This window comes from Leucobacter musarum subsp. musarum (assembly GCF_001273845.1).
In the GTDB taxonomy this organism is placed as follows: Bacteria; Actinomycetota; Actinomycetes; order Actinomycetales; family Microbacteriaceae; genus Leucobacter; species Leucobacter musarum.
Genome location: NZ_JHBW01000066.1, coordinates 61485 through 79283 on the forward strand (window position 1 = coordinate 61485; position 17799 = coordinate 79283).

Here is a 17799-nt window from a genome sequence, read left to right on the forward strand (position 1 = left end):
GCGCCCCCGTTGCCTCGCGGCCGGGTCTGCGCGATCGTTGGGGCATGGCCTCTGAATCGACGCAGTCCCGGCACGCAGCCACAACTGAGCACCCCACCATGATCGCGATCACACAGGCGGCGCTCGGTGATCCCGATGTGCTCACCCCGGAGCGGGTCGCAGTGCCGGTGGCCCGCCCCAACGAGGTGCTGGTGCGCGTGCACGCGGCCGGAGTGAACCCGACCGACTGGAAGCATCGCCGCACCGGCGGCTTTCTGGGCGACCCGCCCTTCGTGCTTGGCTGGGACGTGTCGGGCGTGGTGATTGCGACCGGGATCGGCGTCGCGCGCTTCGCCGTCGGCGACGAAGTGTTCGGCATGGTGTCGTACCCGTTCGGGCATGGCACGCATGCGGAGGTGGTCGCGGTGCCCGCGCGGGTGCTCGCGCACAAGCCTGCCGAGATTGACCACGTGCAGGCTGGGGCGTTGCCGCTTGTCTCACTGACCGCGTGGCAGGCGCTGCACGACTACGCGCACCTCGAAGAGGGGCAGCGTGTGCTCGTGCACGCCGCCGCAGGTGGGGTCGGCCATGTCGCGGTGCAGATCGCGAAGGCTGCCGGCGCGCACGTTATCGGCACGGCGAGTGCGGCCAAGCACGAGTTTCTCCGGAGTCTCGGTGCGGATGAGGTGATCGACTATCGCACCCAGGAGTTCGATGAGGTGGCCTCAGGCGTCGATGTGGTGCTCGACACCATCGGGGGCAACACGTCGTTGCGTTCGCTGCGGGTGCTGCGCCCCGGGGGCATCGTCGTGTCGACGCTGCCGGCGGGCTCCGACGAGTTCTTCACCGAGGCCGAGCGACTCGGGGTTCGCGCGACGCGCATGCTCGTCGACTCGTCGCACCACGATCTCGAACGCATTGCGGAGCTCGTGCGATCGGGGGCGCTGCGCGCGACGATCGCTGAGACCTACCCGCTGGTGGAAGCGGCGCGGGCGCACGCGGCCGGCGAGACGGACCGCACCACGGGCAAGCTCGTGCTCGTCACCGACGCTCTCGGGCAGTAGCCGGACGGCGCACCCTGCGCCGTCACACCGATCGGGCTTGCCGAAGTGCGGAGCGTTATTTCAGACGATTCTCCGAATTTTGGCAAGCCCTTTTGTATTTCATGGCTTCGCAGTACGCTCGGAACATAGTGCTGACATAGGAAGGATGTCGGCGCGCGTACAAGGGGGTAGTGCAGATGTCTGTTGAACACGTGGAAGCGACGACGAAGCCGCGCCGGGGATGGACAAAAGTTCGTGCCGTTCTCGCCGGCGGCCTGGTGCTCGGAGTCGGGGCGGCGATCACGCTGGCGGCTTGGACCGACAATGAATGGGCGCGCGGCATCTTTGCCAGCGGACAGTTCGGTATTGAGGGATCGACGAACGGCACGACGTGGGCGGATCATCCGACGTCGGGCACCCCGGCGACCCTGAGTTTCCAGGTCGGCGCCGACAAGCTCGCTCCGGGCAGTGTCGTCTACGCGCCGTTCGCGGTGCAGTTGAAGACCGGTTCGACGAACGCGGCAACGGTCGCGGTGGTACAAGACAATTCGAGCGCAATCGTGGGCACTACGGCCTCGTACGTCTACACGACCAGCGCAACGTGCAACGCGACGACCTACGCCGCCGGTACGAACTCGAATGGTGCATCGTTTTCGCTCGCCGCGGTGACGACGCCGACCTACCTGTGCTTCCAGGTGACGGCGGGCCCGACGCTGGCGCCCGCCTCGACCGGATCGTTCACCTGGACGTTCAACGCCACCTCCGGCGCTGTCTTGTAGGTCATCGTGTTCCGCCGAAACCAGCGAACGCGAGTTCGGGGTCGGCGGAGGGCATCCGCGAACTGGTTCACTCGGGTACGGGCGCTCCTCGCCGGAGCGCTCGTGCTCGGGGTGGGCAGCACGCTGACCCTCGCCGCCTGGACAGACAGCGAGTACGCGCAAGCTACGTTCACCGCGAGTACTTTCGGCATTATCGGATCCACTGATGGCACGAACTTCTCCGAGCATGCAACGGGAGCAACCGCAGCCGCGTTGACGTTCGTGGCAACGCCCACCGGCATGTCGCCGGGGGTCACGACCTACGCCAAGTACACGGTGAAGACGACGACCGCGACAAACGTGGGCGGCACGGCACTCATGGCCGCGCCGACGGTGACGGGCAGCGGGCTCGGCACATACCTGCGCTACGGGGTGAGCACCATCGACCCGGCCGCGGGCACCGCCTGCAACGCGACGACGTTCGGAACGGGGAACATCGTCGCGGCGAACAGTGCGCTGACCACTGCGCCGACCGCAACTCAGGCGCTGTCTGCGGGTGGAGCGAATGCCGCTGCATATTGCATCGCGGTCACGCTGCCCGCGGGCACCGCCAATGCCGCACAGGGGCTGAACGCAACGCTCGCGTGGACGATCACCGCCACGTCGACCTCGTAGTCGAAACAGAGTGACCGGGGCGGTACCGGGGACGACCAGGTGAAGGAGGGGGAGATGACCGGCACGAAGCGCACCGCAGGGGGAGTGATCGGCAGCATGCTGCTGAACATCGCGGCGTTCGCGGGGCTCGTCTGCATCGTGCTGGTGCTCCTCGCGACTTTCTTCCACGTGACGCTGATCATGTTCAAGACAGGGTCGATGTCGCCGACGATTCCGGCGGGTTCGCTGGCCGTCGTGCGCGAAATTCCCGCGAGCGAGATCGAGGTCGGCGACGTACTCACGGTCGATCGTCCCGGCATGTTGCCGGTGACGCACCGCGTCACTTCGGTCGAAGGGGACGGTGACGGGCGCACGATCACCATGAAGGGCGACGCGAATGATGCGGAGGATCCGTCGCCGTACACCGTGACCGAGGTGCGCCGAGTGATCGCCTCGGTGCCGTATCTGGCGCACGTCGTCGTTTGGTTCGCGAACCCGTGGGTACTCGGCGGGCTGACGGTGGGCGCGTCGGTGCTGGTGACCTGGGCGTTCTGGCCACGCGAGTCGAAGCGTGCGAAGCGTGGCCGCGGTGAGGGTGGCGGAGCGCCGCGTCACGGCGAGCCCGAGCAGCCCGTCGCCGACGCCAAAGCATCCCCGTCGCGGGTGCCGGATCGCGTGAGCGCAGCAGCGGCCCCCGTCATCGGTGCGGTGCTGGTCGTTGGTGCCCTCGCATTCGCGCCGACGGTGCCGGCGCATGCCGAGTCGGCGGCTGACCCCTCACCCGTGCCGGTCGTGAAGCGCGGCGCGCACATCACACTCACCTCCATCGGGGACGCCGATGAGATGGCCTCGATGCGACCCGGGGTTCCGGTGCTGTGGCAGATCGGTGTGCGGGTGGATTCGCTCGACCCCGGCGCGGTGCAGGTGTCGCTCGAATCGGCGGGGTCTCAGGAGCTCGGGCTGGAGCTGAACGTACGCGGCTGCAGCGTGCAGTGGAGCGGCGACGCCTGCTCCGGGGTCGAAACCCCGGTCGGCGGCGATGGTCGGGTCGAGATCGCGGCGCCCGCGGTACCCGTCGCCGAACTCGAGAGCGCCGAAGAGCAGTGGTACCTCGTGACGGCGTCGATTCCGAAGGCCGCTCGCGGTGCCGTCGCACTGACGATGCGGGCGTCAGGCGGAAGCGACGTCGTCTCCACGTCGCCCGGCCCCATCGGCACCATTCCGGTCACCGGTGCGGATGCGTCGCCGATGTGGTTGCTCGGCGTCGGCGGGGTGGCCGCCGGGCTCGGGGTCGCGGGCGTTGCGGCGTTCATGCGCCGACGCCGATCGGCGGGTGGCTCGTGAGCGGCGAGGGGATCCGGCACCGGGCGATGCGCACCCGCATCGCCGCAGGGGTCGTTGCGCTCGCCCTCGGGGCGCTCGTACTCGCCCCGAAACCGCAAGCGACCGAGGCGACCTGGAGTGACCCGGAAGTCGCATCGGGCACGTTCACCGCGTTGACCGTTCCGATGCCGCCCTATGGTGGCGAGTGTGGGGTGACTGGATCTCTGCTCAACCTTGGAGCGTCGACACTCACAATCCGATGGCGATTGCCCGCGGGATACGCTCTGACCGACGTGCTGGTGAATTACACCGGCGCGGCGAACCCGGTTGCGGCATCGTCCACATTCACTCCCGTGGGAAGTGAACTACGCACGGTCGCTGCCGCGGGGGGAGTGTATGAAACGACGATCTCAGGCGGACTACTGAGTGTGACGCTCGGAGCGAGTCGCACCATACAGGTGCAGACCCGTCACGCGAGCGGGTGGACGTCTGGAACTCGCGCTGTCACCGGGCAATGGGTCGTACTCGGCTTGTTCCAGGCAACCTGCACGATGACTCCGGCAACATAATCCCCGTAAACGCGAACGGCGCCCGCCCGCCGAAGCGGAGTGGCGCCGTGCACCGGTGCTGCGCGATTACGGCAGCAGGCGGTTCGGGCCGCGGAACAGGTACGTGACCTCGCGGATCGACTGCTGCTTGAGCAGCAGCATCAGCACGCGGTTGAGGCCCATACCGAAGCCGCCGTGGGGCGGCACACCGTAGCGGAAGAAGTCGAGGTAGAAGCCGAGCTCTGCCGGGTCCATGCCCTTTTCGACGGCCTGCGCCTCGAGCACCTCGATGCGGTGCTCGCGCTGAGCGCCCGTCGAGATCTCGGTGCCGCGGTAGATGAGGTCGTAGCTCTGTGTGAGCTGCGGGTTCTCGGCGTTGCGCATGTGGTAGAACGGGCGAATCGACGCGTCGTAGTCGGTGAGGAAGACGAAGTCGTGGCCATACTTCTTCTGCACGTGCGCGGCGATGCGGCGCTCGCCCTCCGGGTCCATGTCGGCGTCGGCGCGCGGCACCTCGTAGCCCTCCGCCTTGACGATCTCTTTGGCCTTGGCCAGCGGGATGCGCGGGAACGGGCGCGACGGCACCTCGACCTCGATGCCGAAGAGCTTCTGGATCTCCTCGCCGTGCTTCTCCTTGACTGCGGTCAGGCCGGCAACGATGAGCTCCTCGTGGAGCTCCATGACGTCTTCGTGCGAGTCGATCCAGCTCAGCTCGGTGTCGACCGAGGTGAACTCGGTCGCGTGACGCGAGGTGAACGAGGGGTCGGCACGGAACGCCGGGCCGACCTCGAAGATGCCGCCGAAACCGGCCGCCTGAGCCATCTGCTTGAAGAACTGCGGGCTCTGGGCGAGGAACGCCTTGCCCTCGAAGTACTCGACCTCGAAGAGTTCGGCGCGCGACTCGGAAGCGCTGGCCATGAGCTTCGGGGTCTGGATCTCGATGAAGCCGCGGTCGACCCAGACCTGGCGCAGTGCGTGCAAGAACGCGGTCTGCACGCGGAACACGAGGTTCTGCTCGGGGCGGCGCAGATCGAGGAAGCGCCAGTCGAGGCGCACGTCGATGCCCGAGTCGCCGGCGACGGGGTTGTCGGGGAGCGATGCGGCGACGACCTCGATCTCATCGATCTGGATCTCGACGCCGCCGAGCTTCACGCGCTCGTTGTGCTCGAGCTGACCCACGACCGTGACGAAGGTGCCCTGCGTCAGCTCGGAGATGGTGGTGGTGCGCGGCACCAGAATGTCGGAGCGCGGATTCTCGGGGTCGGGCTCGCGCAGCACGCCGCCATTCACCAGCTGCACGGCGCCGGTTTCGTCGCGAAGCACGACGAACTGCACGTACCGCTGGTCGCGCACCTTCTCGACCCACCCCGAAACGCGGACGGTGCCGTCTTCGCGGGCGGCCAGATCCTTGATCAATACACGCTCAGTCACCCCGACAGTCTAGCCGTCGCGCCCACACGCACCTGTACCCCCGGTTTCGCATTCGCCCGGGGGCGCTCGGTGATCCTCGCACGCGTCAAGGTGCGCAACATTCGTGAATGCCACCCATAGAGATCAGTAATGTGATGGGGCATGCGACGCGCACCCGCGCGTACTGAGCATCGAGCGCAGGAGGATCGCAGTGGGGCAACCGTTCATCGTCGGCATCCATATCGACGGCCGGGGGTCTCACCCGGCAGCCGCAGACCCGAGTTCCGCCGTCGCAGCGCACGACGACGCCACGCGGGTGCCCGACGCGATCGGCCGCGCCGAAACGGCGGGGCTCGCCTTCGCCACGCTCGCCGGCGCGCACCTGCCGCCGACGGGAGCCGGCGCCCGACTCGACCCCGTGCAGCTCGCCGCCTTCACCGGGCCGCGCACGTCGCGGATCGCTCTGATCCCGGAAATCCCGGTCACCTTCGTCGAGCCGTTTCACACCGCGACCCAGCTCGCGAGCCTCGACTACGCGGCGGGCGGCCGCGGCGGCTGGCTGGTCTCGGGCGAGAACTCGCAGCGTGCTGCGCGGCAATTCGGCCGTGACGCGCTTGCCGAAGACGAACTCGCGGACGAGCTCGTCGACGTGGTCGCCGCGGTGCGTGTCATTTGGGACACCTGGGAGGCCGACGCGGTCATCACGGACTTCCCGACAGGCCGGTACATCGACCGTGACAAGCTGCACTACGCCGACTTCACCGGCCGCTCGTTCTCGGTGAAAGGCCCCGCGATCACGCCGCGACCGCCGCAGGGGCAGCTTCCGGTGCTCGCACCGCTCGCATCCTCCACCGGGGTCGATGCTGATGCGATCCTCATTCCCGGCGGCGATACGGTGGCCGCCGACGCCGCGACCGCCCGGGCTCACGGCGCCGCACGGGTGATCGTTGACCTCGAGATCGTGCTCGACACCCGAGGTGAATCGGCGCGGGATCGCCTCGCCCGTCTCGACACCGCACGCCCGTGGGCGGCAGGCCCCGCTGAGCGTTTCGTCGGCACGGCCGACGAGCTCGTGCAGCGTCTCGTTGCGCTCGCCGCGCACGTCGACGGCGTGCGGCTCATTCCGGCGGTCACTGCAGACGAGCTCGACGAGGTGCAGCACCAGGTCGTGCCTGCGCTGATCGCGGCCGGGGTCGGCATACCTCAGCTCCCGCTCCACACCACCGCCCGAGAGGTCTTCGGCCTCCCCGCGGCGCAGAACGCCTTCGCGAACGAGGGGAACTACTGAGCATGACCACCACACACGACACCGCCGCGGCACCCCACGAAGCCGCGACACCCGGGCAGATTCAATTCGGCGTCTTCTTCCAGGGGGTGAATTTCTCGACGATCTGGCACTGGCCCGAGTCGGGTGATCACGTCGCGTTCGAATCGTTCCGCCGCGTCGTGCAGACCGCCGAGCGCGGGGTGTTCGCTGCGTTCTTCCTGGGGGAGGGGCTGCGCCTGCGCGAGCACCTCGGTCACCTGCACGATCTCGACGTCGTCGGCCGCCCGGACGCGCAAACGCAGCTCGCCGCGCTCGCCGCGGTGACCTCGCGCATCGGCCTCGCGGCCACGCAGAGCACCACCTTCAATGACCCCGCCGACCTCGCCTATCGACTCGCGAGCCTGAGTCATCTCAGCGGGGGTCGCGCTGCGTGGAACATCGTGACGACCCACAACGCCTGGACGGGCGAGAACTTCAGGCGCGGAGGGTTCGTCGCCGATGCCGACCGCTATCGCAACGCTGACGCGTTCGTGACGGCGGTGAAAGCGATCTGGCGCGCGGCAGAGACCGAGGGGGGCCTGCCGCTGCAGGTGCGCAACGAGTTCTTCGACCTCGACTTGGAACGCGCCCTGCCGCTCGTGCCCGGCGGGCGACCGGTGCTCATTCAGGCGGGCGACTCCGCGGAGGGTCGGGATTTCGCCGCAAAGCACGCCGACCTCGTCTTCACCGGCGCGACGCAGTACGAGCGAGCAGTCGAGTTTGGCGCAGACATCGATCGTCGCGCGGTCGCGCGCGGGCGCCGCTCGGGCTCGGTGCTGCCCTTCCCCGGCGTCACGATCGTGATCGGCGACAGCGATGCGGAGGCGCACGAGAAGCTGCACGAGATTCGGCGAGCCCAGGTCACCGAACAGACGGCGCTCGCGTACCTCGAGCAGTTCTGGGGCACCGACCTCAGCGCGTACGACCCCGACGGCCCCCTGCCCGATATCGATCCCGTGCAGCAGACCTCCAGCGTGACCCGCGGCAGCGCCTTCCAAAACGCGAAGGCCAAGCAATTGGCCGACGAGTGGCGCGCCGAGTCTGCCGACCGAGGCCTCAGCATCCGCGACTTCGTGATCGAGCACGCCGCGCGCGGCAACGACCTCACGGGATTCGTCGGCAGCGCGCAGACCGTCGCCGACCACCTGCAGCGCTACGCCGAGCGACGCGTCGTGGCGGGCTTCAACATCACGCCCTACCTCAGCCCGACCGGTCTCGACGACATCGTGAACCGACTCGTGCCCGAACTGCAGAGCCGCGGCGTCTACCCGAGCGAATACGCGGGCGCCTCGTTGCGCGAGCACCTCGGGCTCGATCCCGAACTGCCCTGACCCGTCGGAGTTCGGGGCGCCCGGGCGCCCGGTGATCCGCCGCCCCGAACTCCCAGATACGGCGAACGTAGAATGGACCCGTGAGCGACAAACTGCTGCATTTGGTGCGCCATGGCGAGGTCCATAACCCCGACCGGGTGCTCTACGGACGCATTCCGGGCTTCCGCCTGTCTGAACGCGGGCACCAGATGGCCGAAGCGGCCGCGCTCGAACTCGCCGGCAGCGACCGCAAGGTGTCGAAGCTGTACGCCTCGCCGCTCGAACGAGCACAGCAGTCGGCGCGCCCCATCGCGAGCGCGCTCAGCCTCGAGATCGCGACCGAAGACCGCATCATCGAGCCGACCAACGCGTTCGAGGGGCTCGTCAACTCCGGCCCCGATGCGGCATTCAAGCAGCCGCGCTACTGGCACCGGTTCTGGAACCCGTTCCGCCCGAGCTGGGGCGAGCCCTACCGCCAGGTCGCCGCGCGCGTGCGCGAAGCGATGGATGCGGCATGGGATTCGACCCGCGACGGCGACATCGTGATGGTGTCGCACCAGTCGCCGATCTGGATGGCCCACCTCGATATCGCTGGCAAGCCGCTCTTCCACAATCCCGCGTCGCGACGGTGCGACCTGTCGAGCATCACCACCTTCGAACGGCGCGGCGAGCGCTGGTTCGAGGTGGAGTACCGCACCCCCGCCGCCGGCCTGCTCGACGACGCCGTAGATGTAGGAGCCGTATGAGCCTGCGACGCACCGCAACCGCACTCGCACTGACCGCCGCCGTCGCGTTCACCCTCGTCGGGTGCAGCACCGAGGGCAGCGACCTCGCCTCTCAGTACCGCGAGGGCAGCGGCAAGGGCTACATCGAGGGCGACGGTTCGACGCTCAGTATTCCCGTGTCTGAGCGCGCTGAGGCCGTGGAGTATTCGGGAGTCGACGAGAGCGGTGCGACCTACGGCTCCGCGGACACGCTCGGCGAGGTCACCGTCGTGAACTTCTGGTACGCCGGGTGCGCGCCCTGCCGCGTCGAGGCTCCCGACCTCGTCACCAACTACGACGAGTTCTCGTCGCAGGGCGTGAAGTTCGTTGGAGTGAACACGCGCGATCAGGTGGCCCAGGCTCAGCAGTTCTCGCTCGAATTCGGCATCGAGTACCCCTCGATCATGGACAATGCGGGCGGCCGTTCCGTGCAGCGCGCCTTCGCGGGCCAGGTCCCGCTGAACGCCGTGCCGACCACGCTGGTGCTGGATCGCGAGGGGCGCGTCGCGCACCGCGTACTCGGGCAGATCGCCGGCGAATCCCAACTGCGCACCCTGATCGACGAGACCCTCGCCGAATCGGGCGACGACGCGGCTGCCGCCGATTCCGGTAGTACCGAGCAGTAGCCGGTGGATCTGCAGGGAATCGTCGCCGACGGGCAGCTGCTCGTCGCTTCGCTCATCGCAATCGCGGCCGGGCTGCTCTCGTTCCTCTCGCCGTGCGTGCTGCCGCTCGTACCCGGGTACCTCGCATACGTCGGCTCGACGGCCGGCTCGGCACCGGGCGAGAAGTCACCGCGCGGCCGCGTGCTGCTCGGCTCCGTGCTGTTTGTGCTCGGCTTCACGGCGGTCTTTGTCGCGATCCTGGCGGCAGCCGGCACCGTCGGAGTGTTCATCACTCAGTGGGAACCGGTCATCACGCGCGTGATGGGCGTGGTCATCATCGTCATGGGGCTCGTGTTCATCGGTCTGTTCACGAAGATGCAGACCACGCGCAAGATGCGCGTGAAACCGAAGTTCGGTCTCGCCGGAGCGCCCCTGCTCGGCGCGGTATTCGCGATCGGTTGGACCCCCTGTATGGGGCCCACGCTCGCGGTGATCATGGGCCTGAGCCTGCAGCAGGCGTCGGTGAGTCGATCCGTCGTGCTCGCGATTGCGTACTGCATCGGCCTGGGCCTGCCCTTCATCCTTGCGGCATTCGGCTTCACCTGGTTGACGCAGACGATGACATTCTTCAAACGGCATATCCGTGCCGTGAACCTGATCGGCGGCGGGCTGCTGATCCTCATCGGTCTCCTCATGGTGACCGGCCTCTGGAGCCAAATGATGTACGCACTGCAGGCGGTGATTGGCGGCTATGTCACGCCCATCTGATTACGACGACGGCACCGGGGCCGGGGGGGCCGGCCGCATCGAGTCGCCTGAACTGGGCGTGAAGGGCTGGGCGCGCTGGTTCTGGCGTCAGCTCACGAGCATGCGCGTGGCACTTGTGCTGCTGCTCATGCTGGCGGTCGCCGCCATTCCGGGTTCGCTGCTGCCTCAGCGCAGCGCCGACCCCAACGGCGTGATCCAGTATCAGTCCGATCACCCGAAGCTCTTCCCCGTGCTCGATGCCTTCCCGATTCAGGCGTTCGACGTCTACGGGTCGGTCTGGTTCTCGGCCATCTATCTGCTGCTCTTCATCTCGCTCATCGGCTGCGTGCTGCCCCGCATCTTCCACCACTGGAAGGCGTGGCGGGGCACCCCGCCCAAGACGCCGGCCCGGTTGCAGCGCATGGCCGGGTTCTCCGAAGTGCGGGTTTCGAACCCCGAAGCGAGCGCCGAAGATCGCGCCGCCTTCGCCGAGCGTGCGATCGAGGAGGCCTCGCGCGTGCTGCGAAAGGCGCGGTATCGCACCGAGATTCAGCGAACCTCGCGCCGCGGTGTCGAGACCGTTTCGGTGTCGGCCGAGCGCGGCTACCTGCGCGAGACGGGCAACCTGATCTTCCACATCTCGCTGCTTGGCGTGCTGATCGCTGTCGGCGTCGGCGGGGTCTTCACCTTCAACGGACAGAAAGTGCTCGTCGAGGGTGAGACGATGGTGAACCAGCTCATCGACTACGACACCGTGAACACCGGCCGCGGGTTCGACTCCTCCAGCCTCGATCCGTTCGGTCTCACGCTGGATTCGCTCGACGTGACCTACGTCACTCCCGACGACGGCAATACGCACGCCATCGGACAGGTACGCGATTACACCGCGAACCTGCAGCTCATCGATCCCGAGACCGGTGACGAGTCGCCCGAGACGATCCGCGTGAACCACCCGCTGCGCGTGCACGGATCGCCGATCTACCTGATCGCCAACGGGTACGCCCCGCGCATCACGATCAAGAACGCCGAGGGCACGGTCGTCTACAGCGAGGCGATGCCGTTCATTCCCCAGAACAACATGACGATGCTCTCGCTCGGCGTAGTGAAGGTGCCGTTCGGGCTGCAAGACGACGGCAAGAACGTGCAGATCGGTTTGCGCGGGTTCTTCTACCCGACGAAGGCCGACCTCGACACGGGCGCGTACACGTCGAACTATCCCGATCTTGAGAACCCCGTGCTCACGCTCGACGTCTTCGAGGGCGACCTGGGCATTGACGGTGGCATTCCGCGATCGGTATATTCGCTCGACACGACCGATATGCAGCAGTTGACCGGCCGTGCCGTCGACAAGGATTCGATCGAGCTCACTCCGGGCAAGACGACCGATCTGCCCAACGGCATGGGCACGATCACGCTCGACGACGTGCCGCGCTACGCCTCGTTCGACGTCATGCGCAATCCGGCTCAGACGTACGTGCTCGTCTTCGCGCTCCTCGCGCTCGGCGGTCTCGTGTGGTCGCTCTTCGTGCCGCGCCGACGCATGTGGGTGAAAGCCGTGCAGAGCGACGATGGCGTGGTGCTGCAGTACGCAGCGCTCGCTCGCGGCGACGATCCTGCACTCGAGCGCGCGGTCGAAGACCTGCGCGACCGGCACCGCGACCGCTTGTAACGGGCCGGGTGATCCGGCGCCGTTTATCCCGCGGTCGGATCACCCGCCCCGAGCGCGCGCGAGAGTTCTGCGGCGACGTGCGCCGAGTAGGCGCCGGCCCGCTGCAGGTTGGTACCGAGGCGGCTCTTCGGTGCGCTGATGTTGATTGCGGCCACGACCTTGCCGCGAAAGTCAGTCACGGGCGCTGAGACACCGACCACTCCCGCTTCGAACTCCTCATCAACGGTGGCGAAGCCCTGCTGCTGCACGCGATGAATCTCGGTCAAAAAGCTGCGCAGGTCGGTCACCCGCAACTTCTCGGGTGGAGGTGCGGGTGCCTGCATGAGCGGCACCTGTGCCGCCGGGTCGGCCGGCTCGGCCCCGAAGTCGTCTGCGTTCGCGAGGTTTCGGGTTCGCTCGACCTCGTCGGCGATGTGGGCGTGGTACCAACGTCCCAGCTCCTCGTCGCTCCAATCGCTCATCAGGGCGCGCCCCGATGAGGTGCGCCAGGCTGATGTTCGCACGCCCTCCCATCCGAGCCCCCGGAAAGCGTGCTCACTGATCTCGCTGGCGAGAGTGAGTACGCTGCCTCCGCGCAGGGCGCAGAGGTGGGTGGTCTCGTGGGTGGCGGCGACGACCCGGCGCAGGTACGGGGCGCTCGTCTTGACGAGTCGAGCCTCGGCCGTCTGCGCGGCGAGCGAGAAGATGCGTGACCCCAGCGTGTAGACGAGGGTCTCGGCATCTCGGTCGACGAACCCAGCCTCATCGAGCGTGGCGAGGGTGCGTGAGACCTGACCCTTGTCTCGGCCGGTGAGTTCGGCAAGGCGAGTGACCCCGAGGCCGTTGCGGGCCTCGCTGCTCGTGAGCGCTTCCAGGAGGTCGAGATCGCGGCGCAGGCCTGAGGCGTTGCGGCGCGGTACGGATGACTCGGTCATGGCGACAGACTAGAACGATTTCGCGAATGTTGCCATATGCACAACCCAACTTGTCGAAACGACATCATCGCGATTACAGTCCAGGTACCGCCGTAACGTGCTCGAAACCAACTCAACGATGAGAGAGAGGAGTGGCGTACGTGGACGCATTCACTTTCGACGGGCTGCTCACATTCTGGAGTCGCCGGTGGGACGACGTGCTCGAACTCGTGGGAGAGCATCTCGCCGTGGTCGGGATGTCCCTGCTGATCGCGACCGTGCTCGGGGTGCTCCTCGGCGTCGCCGTGTGGAACCGCCCGATGCCGCGTGCGCTGGTCATCGCCGCCGCGGGCGTCGCGATCACGATTCCGTCGCTAGCGCTCCTCGCACTGCTCACCCCGGTCTTCGGGCTCGGGTGGACGCCGACCGTGTTCTCGCTGGTCTTCTACTCGCTCCTGCCGATCGTGCGCAACACGGCGGTCGGGCTGCGCGAGGTGCCACCAGCGATCATGGAGTCGGCGAAGGGCATGGGCATGTCGCCCATGAAGATCTTGATCAGCGTGCAGCTGCCCCTCGCCTGGCCCATCATCTTGACCGGGGTGCGCGTCGCCGCCCAACTCACCATCGGCATCGCCGCGATCGCCGCCTACGTGGCCGGGCCCGGCCTCGGTCAGCTCATCTTCCAGGGGCTTTCGAGCCTCGGCTCGAAGAACGCACTCAACTTCGCGCTCACCGGCACCGTCGGTGTCGCCGCGCTCGCGCTCATCGTCGACGGCATCTTCGTCATCGTCACCAAGTACACGACTTCAAGGGGGCTCCGTGCCTGAATCGACCGCCACCGGCATCACGCAGATCGCCTCGAACGCCTCGGGCGTCGAGATCGTACTCGACAACGTCGTCAAGAAGTACCCCGGCCAGGAGGTCGCGGCCGTCGACCAGTTCTCGATGCGCATCGATCCGGGCGAACTCATCGTCTTCGTCGGCCCCTCGGGCTGCGGCAAGACCACCACGATGAAGATGATCAACCGCATCATCGAACCCACGTCGGGGTCGATCAGCATCGACGGGCGCGACGTGCTGTCGCTCGACCCGAATGAGCTGCGGCGTCACATCGGCTACGTGATCCAGCAGATCGGCCTGTTTCCGCACATGACGATCGCCGAAAACATCGCGGTGGTGCCGAAGCTCTTAGGCTGGGACAAGAAGCGCATCGCGAATCGGGTCGACGAATTGCTCGACACCGTGCAGCTCGACCCGTCGATCTTCGCGGGCCGCTACCCGAAGCAGCTCTCGGGCGGGCAGCAGCAGCGCGTGGGCGTCGCGCGCGCTCTGGCCGCAGATCCGCCCGTGATGCTCATGGACGAGCCGTTCGGTGCCACCGACCCCATCACACGCGAGCGCTTGCAGGCCGAGTTCCTGCGCTTGCAGGAGTCGATCGGCAAGACGATCATCTTCGTCACGCACGACTTCGACGAGGCGATCAAGCTGGGCGACCGCATCGCGGTGCTCTCCGAACGATCCCAGATTCAGCAGTTCGACACCCCGGCCCGCATCCTCGCGCAGCCCGCAAACGAATACGTCGGTTCGTTCATCGGCCAGGGGGCGGCGCTCAAGCGACTCGCCCTGATTCCGATTCACGAGACCGGGTTCGCCCCCGCGGTGGCGGGAGCCCTGGAGGTGCCGATCGCCGGCAACCTGCGCGACGCGATCGATGCGCTGGTGCTTTCGGGCCGCGACGCGGTCAACGTGGTCGACGAGCGCGGCGGCATCGCGGGGTCGTTGACCGTCGAGCGCATCTCGCTTGCGCTCGGCGGAGAACTGCCCGGCGGTGTCGGGCGCACTGCGGGAGCGTCGTCATGAGCGTGGCATCCGCGACGCAGGTGATCGGCCTCGCACCCAAGCCGGTGCGCCGCCGAATCTCGCTGCGACGGTTCACGACGCCGCTCGTCGTCGCCGTGATCCTCGGTCTCCTGCTGCTCTGGGTGTCGTCGCTCGAGCTCGACTCGATCGAGCAGCGCACGCTCAACTGGAACTACATCATGCTGCGGGTCGGTGAGCATCTCAGCCTGACGGTGGTCGCCTCGGCACTCGTCGCTCTCCTCGCGATTCCGCTCGGCGTGCTGCTCGCGAAGTCGCCGTCGAAGGTGTTTCGTTCGATCGTGCTCGGCCTCGCGAACATCGGGCAGGCCGTGCCCGCGGTCGGCGTGGTGATCCTGCTCGCCATCGTCTGGCAGACCGGTTACACCACCGCGCTCGTCGCCCTCGTGATCTACGCCTTCTTGCCGGCGCTGCGCAATACGATGATCGGCATTCAGCAGGTCGACGCCAGCGTGCGCGAGTCGGCGCGCGGTATGGGCATGACCAGCTTCCAGGTGCTCTGGCGCGTCGAGCTGCCGCTCGCGGTGCCCGTGATTCTCTCGGGCCTGCGCACCGCGCTCGTCTTCTGCGTCGGCGTCGCGACGATCGCGACGTTCATCAACGCGGGCGGGCTCGGCGACATGGTCGTCAACGGCCTGAAGCTGCAGCGCTACCCCGTGCTCGCGGTGGGTGCGGTGCTCGTCGCCTGCATCGCGCTGCTCATCGACTGGGTCGCCGGCATCGCCGAAGACCTCTTCACTCCCAAGGGCGTGTGATTCCGCCCGGGATCGCCCCCACTCGCTTCCACCCACCTGCGACGGCACCCACCGTCGCACCCCGCACGCAATCGCTTTCGAAGGAGAAAACAGATGAAGACCTCACGCGCACTGCTCTCAGCACTCGCCCTCACCGCGGCCGGAGCGCTCGCGCTCACGGGCTGCTCGAGCGGGGGAGGCGGCGGTGCCGGCTCCCAGGGCACTGAATTGGAGGGCCTGACCGGCGAGATCGGCGCGAAAGACTTCGCTGAGCAGTTCATTCTCGCCCACCTCACCACCGAGCTGCTCAACGCGCACGGCGCCGACGTCGAGGCCAACACGAAGCTCGTCGGGTCGGCCAACGTGCGCCAAGCGCTCGAGAACGACGAGTTCCTCGGGTACTGGGAGTACTCGGGCACGTCGTGGATCACCTACAACGGCAACACCGAACCGGTGAAGGGCGCCGAGGCGCAGTTCGAGGCCACGAAGGAGGCCGACGCGGCGAAGGGCATCGCCTGGCTCGACCCGGCAGCGCTCAATAACACGTACGCCTTCGCGATTCGCGCGGACAAGGCGAAGGAGCTCGGTGTCAAGACGCTGAGCGACGTCGCCAAGCTGCCCGTCTCCGAGCAGACATTCTGCGTGGAGAGCGAGTTCTCGACGCGCGATGACGGCTGGCCGGGGCTCAAAGCCGCCTACGGCTTCGACGTGCCTGACTCGAATGTCGCACTGCTCGACACCGGCGTGATCTACTCGGCCACGGCGAAGGGCGATGACTGCAACTTCGGCGAGGTGTTCCAGACCGACGGGCGCATCCCGGGGCTCGATCTCGTGGTGATGGAAGACGATCTGCAGTTCTTCCCCGCCTACCAGGGCGCGTTCACGCTGAAGCAGTCGACACTCGACGAGTACCCCGAGATCGCCGACATCGTGGGCGAGCTGACGCCGCTGCTCACCACCGAAGAGATGCAGAAGCTCAACGCGCAGGTCGATGTCGACGGCGAAGATCCGCAGGATGTCGCGATCGACTTCCTCACCGACCAGGGACTCATCTAAGGCGCATCGATGAAAATCACCTCCATCACCCTCACCCGGATGGTCCAGCCCCTGGACCCGCCCTTCAACGCGGCGTGGGATCCGGACCCCCGCACCGAGTTCACCGCCACGCTCGTAACCGTGCGCACCGACGATGGGCTCGTCGGGTACGGGTCGGGCGACACCATGGACGGCTTCGAAGCCTTCGAGCACCTGTTCATCGGCACCGATCCGCTGCAGATCCTCAACCAGGTGCGCCGCATCGAGACGATCAACTTCCATGGCGGGCGGTACTGGCCGCTGGAGGCGGCGCTCTGGGACATCATCGGCCAGGTCGCCGGGCTTCCGGTCAGCGTGCTGTTCGGCGGTGCGCGGGATCGCCTCCCGGCGTATGCCTCGAGCGGTGAGCTGAAGGCCCCCGAGGCGCGCGCCGAATCGGCGCTGGCCGCACGCGAGTTGGGCTTCCGCGCGATGAAGATTCGCATTGCTCGGGATCGCCTCGCCGAGGGCGTCGCCTCGGTGCGGGCAGCCCGCGAGGCTGTCGGCGACGACTTCGATCTCATGGTCGACCTCAACCAGATGTGGCGCATGTCGGGCGACATCGACGCTGCGCTGCCGCTCGCGAAGGTGCAGCGCCTCGCTGCGGAACTGCACGAGCTCGGGGTGCTGTGGCTCGAAGAGCCGTTGCCGCAGGTCGATGTGACCGGGGCGCGCCGCGTGCGCGCCGAAACCGGCATTCAGGTCAGTGGTGGCGAGATGGTGCGCAGCATGCCCGAGATGGTCGCGCTGATCGAGGCCGATGCGTACGACATCTACCAGCCCGATGTCGCGCTCGCCGTGGGCATGTACCGGGCGCGGCAGGTCGCCGAATCGGCGAACCTGCGGCACCGGTTCTTCACCCCGCACACCTGGTCGAACGGGCTCGGTCTGCTCGCGAACCTGCACGTCGCCGCCGGCGTCGATGCCGGCCCGTATCTCGAGTTCCCGTTCGATCCGCCCGGATGGACCCCTGAGCGGCGAGACTTCTTCATGGAGCCGCTCATGATCGACCGCTCGGGTGATCTGCTCGTGCCGCAGACCCCGGGTCTCGGCGCGAAAATCGATCACGACGCCGTCGCCCGCTTCACCATTGCCTGACCCACC

The 17799-nt window shown here is 67.4% G+C and carries 18 protein-coding genes; 16 read left to right on the forward strand and 2 right to left on the reverse strand.

The window, feature by feature from the left end; translation table 11 throughout:
* Positions 1-44: 44 nt before the first annotated feature.
* From CH42_RS04980 to CH42_RS05000, 5 genes are all read left to right on the forward strand, one after another.
* Complete coding sequence (locus tag CH42_RS04980) at positions 45-1043, forward strand: NADP-dependent oxidoreductase (protein WP_053352114.1); 999 nt, start codon at positions 45-47, stop codon at positions 1041-1043.
* 176 nt (positions 1044-1219) lie between these two features.
* Positions 1220-1801, forward strand: a complete 582-nt coding sequence (locus tag CH42_RS04985) for a SipW-dependent-type signal peptide-containing protein (protein ID WP_053352115.1) — start codon at positions 1220-1222, stop codon at positions 1799-1801.
* A gap of 6 nt (positions 1802-1807) precedes the next feature.
* Positions 1808-2455, forward strand: a complete 648-nt coding sequence (locus CH42_RS04990; protein ID WP_053352116.1) for a SipW-dependent-type signal peptide-containing protein — start codon at positions 1808-1810, stop codon at positions 2453-2455.
* A 54-nt stretch (positions 2456-2509) separates the two neighbouring features.
* Positions 2510-3778 (forward strand): signal peptidase I, encoded by a 1269-nt coding sequence (locus CH42_RS15915; protein ID WP_075205242.1) that lies wholly within the window; start codon positions 2510-2512, stop codon positions 3776-3778.
* On the forward strand, positions 3775-4326 hold the full coding sequence (locus tag CH42_RS05000; RefSeq protein WP_156322469.1) for a hypothetical protein: 552 nt from the start codon (positions 3775-3777) through the stop codon (positions 4324-4326). Before CH42_RS15915 ends, CH42_RS05000 begins: the two co-directional genes overlap by 4 nt.
* Before the next feature lie 66 nt (positions 4327-4392).
* Here the strand turns inward: CH42_RS05000 and aspS are convergent, their stop codons facing one another.
* The gene (gene aspS / locus CH42_RS05005) at positions 4393-5736 is read right to left on the reverse strand and encodes an aspartate--tRNA(Asn) ligase (protein ID WP_075205243.1); all 1344 of its coding nucleotides are present in this window, start codon (positions 5734-5736) and stop codon (positions 4393-4395) included.
* Between the two features lie 190 nt (positions 5737-5926).
* On the opposite strand from aspS, the gene CH42_RS05010 reads away from it, so the two are divergent.
* The 6 genes from CH42_RS05010 to resB all read left to right on the forward strand — a co-directional run bounded on the left by CH42_RS05010 (position 5927) and on the right by resB (position 12116).
* Positions 5927-7003: an LLM class flavin-dependent oxidoreductase gene (locus CH42_RS05010; protein WP_053352119.1), complete on the forward strand. Its 1077-nt coding sequence runs from the start codon at positions 5927-5929 to the stop codon at positions 7001-7003.
* A gap of 2 nt (positions 7004-7005) precedes the next feature.
* Positions 7006-8352, forward strand: a complete 1347-nt coding sequence (locus tag CH42_RS05015) for an LLM class flavin-dependent oxidoreductase (RefSeq protein ID WP_053352120.1) — start codon at positions 7006-7008, stop codon at positions 8350-8352.
* 80 nt (positions 8353-8432) lie between these two features.
* Positions 8433-9077 (forward strand): histidine phosphatase family protein, encoded by a 645-nt coding sequence (locus tag CH42_RS05020; RefSeq protein WP_053352121.1) that lies wholly within the window; start codon positions 8433-8435, stop codon positions 9075-9077.
* Positions 9074-9721: a TlpA family protein disulfide reductase gene (locus CH42_RS05025; protein ID WP_053352122.1), complete on the forward strand. Its 648-nt coding sequence runs from the start codon at positions 9074-9076 to the stop codon at positions 9719-9721. Before CH42_RS05020 ends, CH42_RS05025 begins: the two co-directional genes overlap by 4 nt.
* A 3-nt stretch (positions 9722-9724) precedes the next feature.
* On the forward strand, positions 9725-10468 hold the full coding sequence (locus tag CH42_RS05030; protein WP_053352123.1) for a cytochrome c biogenesis CcdA family protein: 744 nt from the start codon (positions 9725-9727) through the stop codon (positions 10466-10468).
* A complete protein-coding gene (resB, locus tag CH42_RS05035) occupies positions 10452-12116 on the forward strand; it encodes a cytochrome c biogenesis protein ResB (RefSeq protein ID WP_053352124.1) in 1665 nt (554 codons plus the stop codon). The genes CH42_RS05030 and resB overlap by 17 nt, the downstream gene beginning before the upstream one ends.
* A gap of 23 nt (positions 12117-12139) precedes the next feature.
* Here resB and CH42_RS05040 read toward each other — a convergent pair whose 3' ends face one another.
* Entirely contained in the window at positions 12140-13030 is an 891-nt protein-coding gene (locus CH42_RS05040) for an IclR family transcriptional regulator (RefSeq protein ID WP_053352125.1), read from the reverse strand.
* 140 nt (positions 13031-13170) lie between these two features.
* Here CH42_RS05040 and CH42_RS05045 point away from each other — a divergent pair, with 140 nt between their 5' ends.
* The 5 genes from CH42_RS05045 to CH42_RS05065 all read left to right on the forward strand — a co-directional run bounded on the left by CH42_RS05045 (position 13171) and on the right by CH42_RS05065 (position 17793).
* Positions 13171-13836, forward strand: a complete 666-nt coding sequence (locus CH42_RS05045; protein ID WP_239683950.1) for an ABC transporter permease — start codon at positions 13171-13173, stop codon at positions 13834-13836.
* Positions 13829-14869, forward strand: a complete 1041-nt coding sequence (locus CH42_RS05050; protein ID WP_239683951.1) for an ABC transporter ATP-binding protein — start codon at positions 13829-13831, stop codon at positions 14867-14869. Before CH42_RS05045 ends, CH42_RS05050 begins: the two co-directional genes overlap by 8 nt.
* Positions 14866-15642, forward strand: a complete 777-nt coding sequence (locus CH42_RS05055) for an ABC transporter permease (RefSeq protein WP_053352126.1) — start codon at positions 14866-14868, stop codon at positions 15640-15642. Before CH42_RS05050 ends, CH42_RS05055 begins: the two co-directional genes overlap by 4 nt.
* 93 nt (positions 15643-15735) lie before the next feature.
* Positions 15736-16677, forward strand: a complete 942-nt coding sequence (locus CH42_RS05060; RefSeq protein ID WP_053352127.1) for a glycine betaine ABC transporter substrate-binding protein — start codon at positions 15736-15738, stop codon at positions 16675-16677.
* A gap of 9 nt (positions 16678-16686) precedes the next feature.
* Entirely contained in the window at positions 16687-17793 is a 1107-nt protein-coding gene (locus CH42_RS05065) for a mandelate racemase/muconate lactonizing enzyme family protein (protein WP_053352128.1), read from the forward strand.
* Positions 17794-17799 lie beyond the last annotated feature (6 nt).

Bases quoted from the DNA above. Each gene is read 5' to 3' on its own strand.
- CH42_RS05060 (WP_053352127.1), top strand. From the start codon at position 15,736: ATGAAGACCTCACGCGCACTGCTCTCAGCACTCGCCCTCACCGCGGCC.
- CH42_RS04985 (WP_053352115.1), top strand. From the start codon at position 1,220: ATGTCTGTTGAACACGTGGAAGCGACGACGAAGCCGCGCCGGGGATGG.
- CH42_RS15915 (WP_075205242.1), top strand. From the start codon at position 2,510: ATGACCGGCACGAAGCGCACCGCAGGGGGAGTGATCGGCAGCATGCTG.
- CH42_RS05055 (WP_053352126.1), top strand. From the start codon at position 14,866: ATGAGCGTGGCATCCGCGACGCAGGTGATCGGCCTCGCACCCAAGCCG.
- CH42_RS05025 (WP_053352122.1), top strand. From the start codon at position 9,074: ATGAGCCTGCGACGCACCGCAACCGCACTCGCACTGACCGCCGCCGTC.
- CH42_RS04980 (WP_053352114.1), top strand. From the start codon at position 45: ATGGCCTCTGAATCGACGCAGTCCCGGCACGCAGCCACAACTGAGCAC.
- resB (WP_053352124.1), top strand. From the start codon at position 10,452: ATGTCACGCCCATCTGATTACGACGACGGCACCGGGGCCGGGGGGGCC.
- CH42_RS05015 (WP_053352120.1), top strand. From the start codon at position 7,006: ATGACCACCACACACGACACCGCCGCGGCACCCCACGAAGCCGCGACA.
- CH42_RS05065 (WP_053352128.1), top strand. From the start codon at position 16,687: ATGAAAATCACCTCCATCACCCTCACCCGGATGGTCCAGCCCCTGGAC.
- CH42_RS05040 (WP_053352125.1), bottom strand. From the start codon at position 13,030: ATGACCGAGTCATCCGTACCGCGCCGCAACGCCTCAGGCCTGCGCCGC.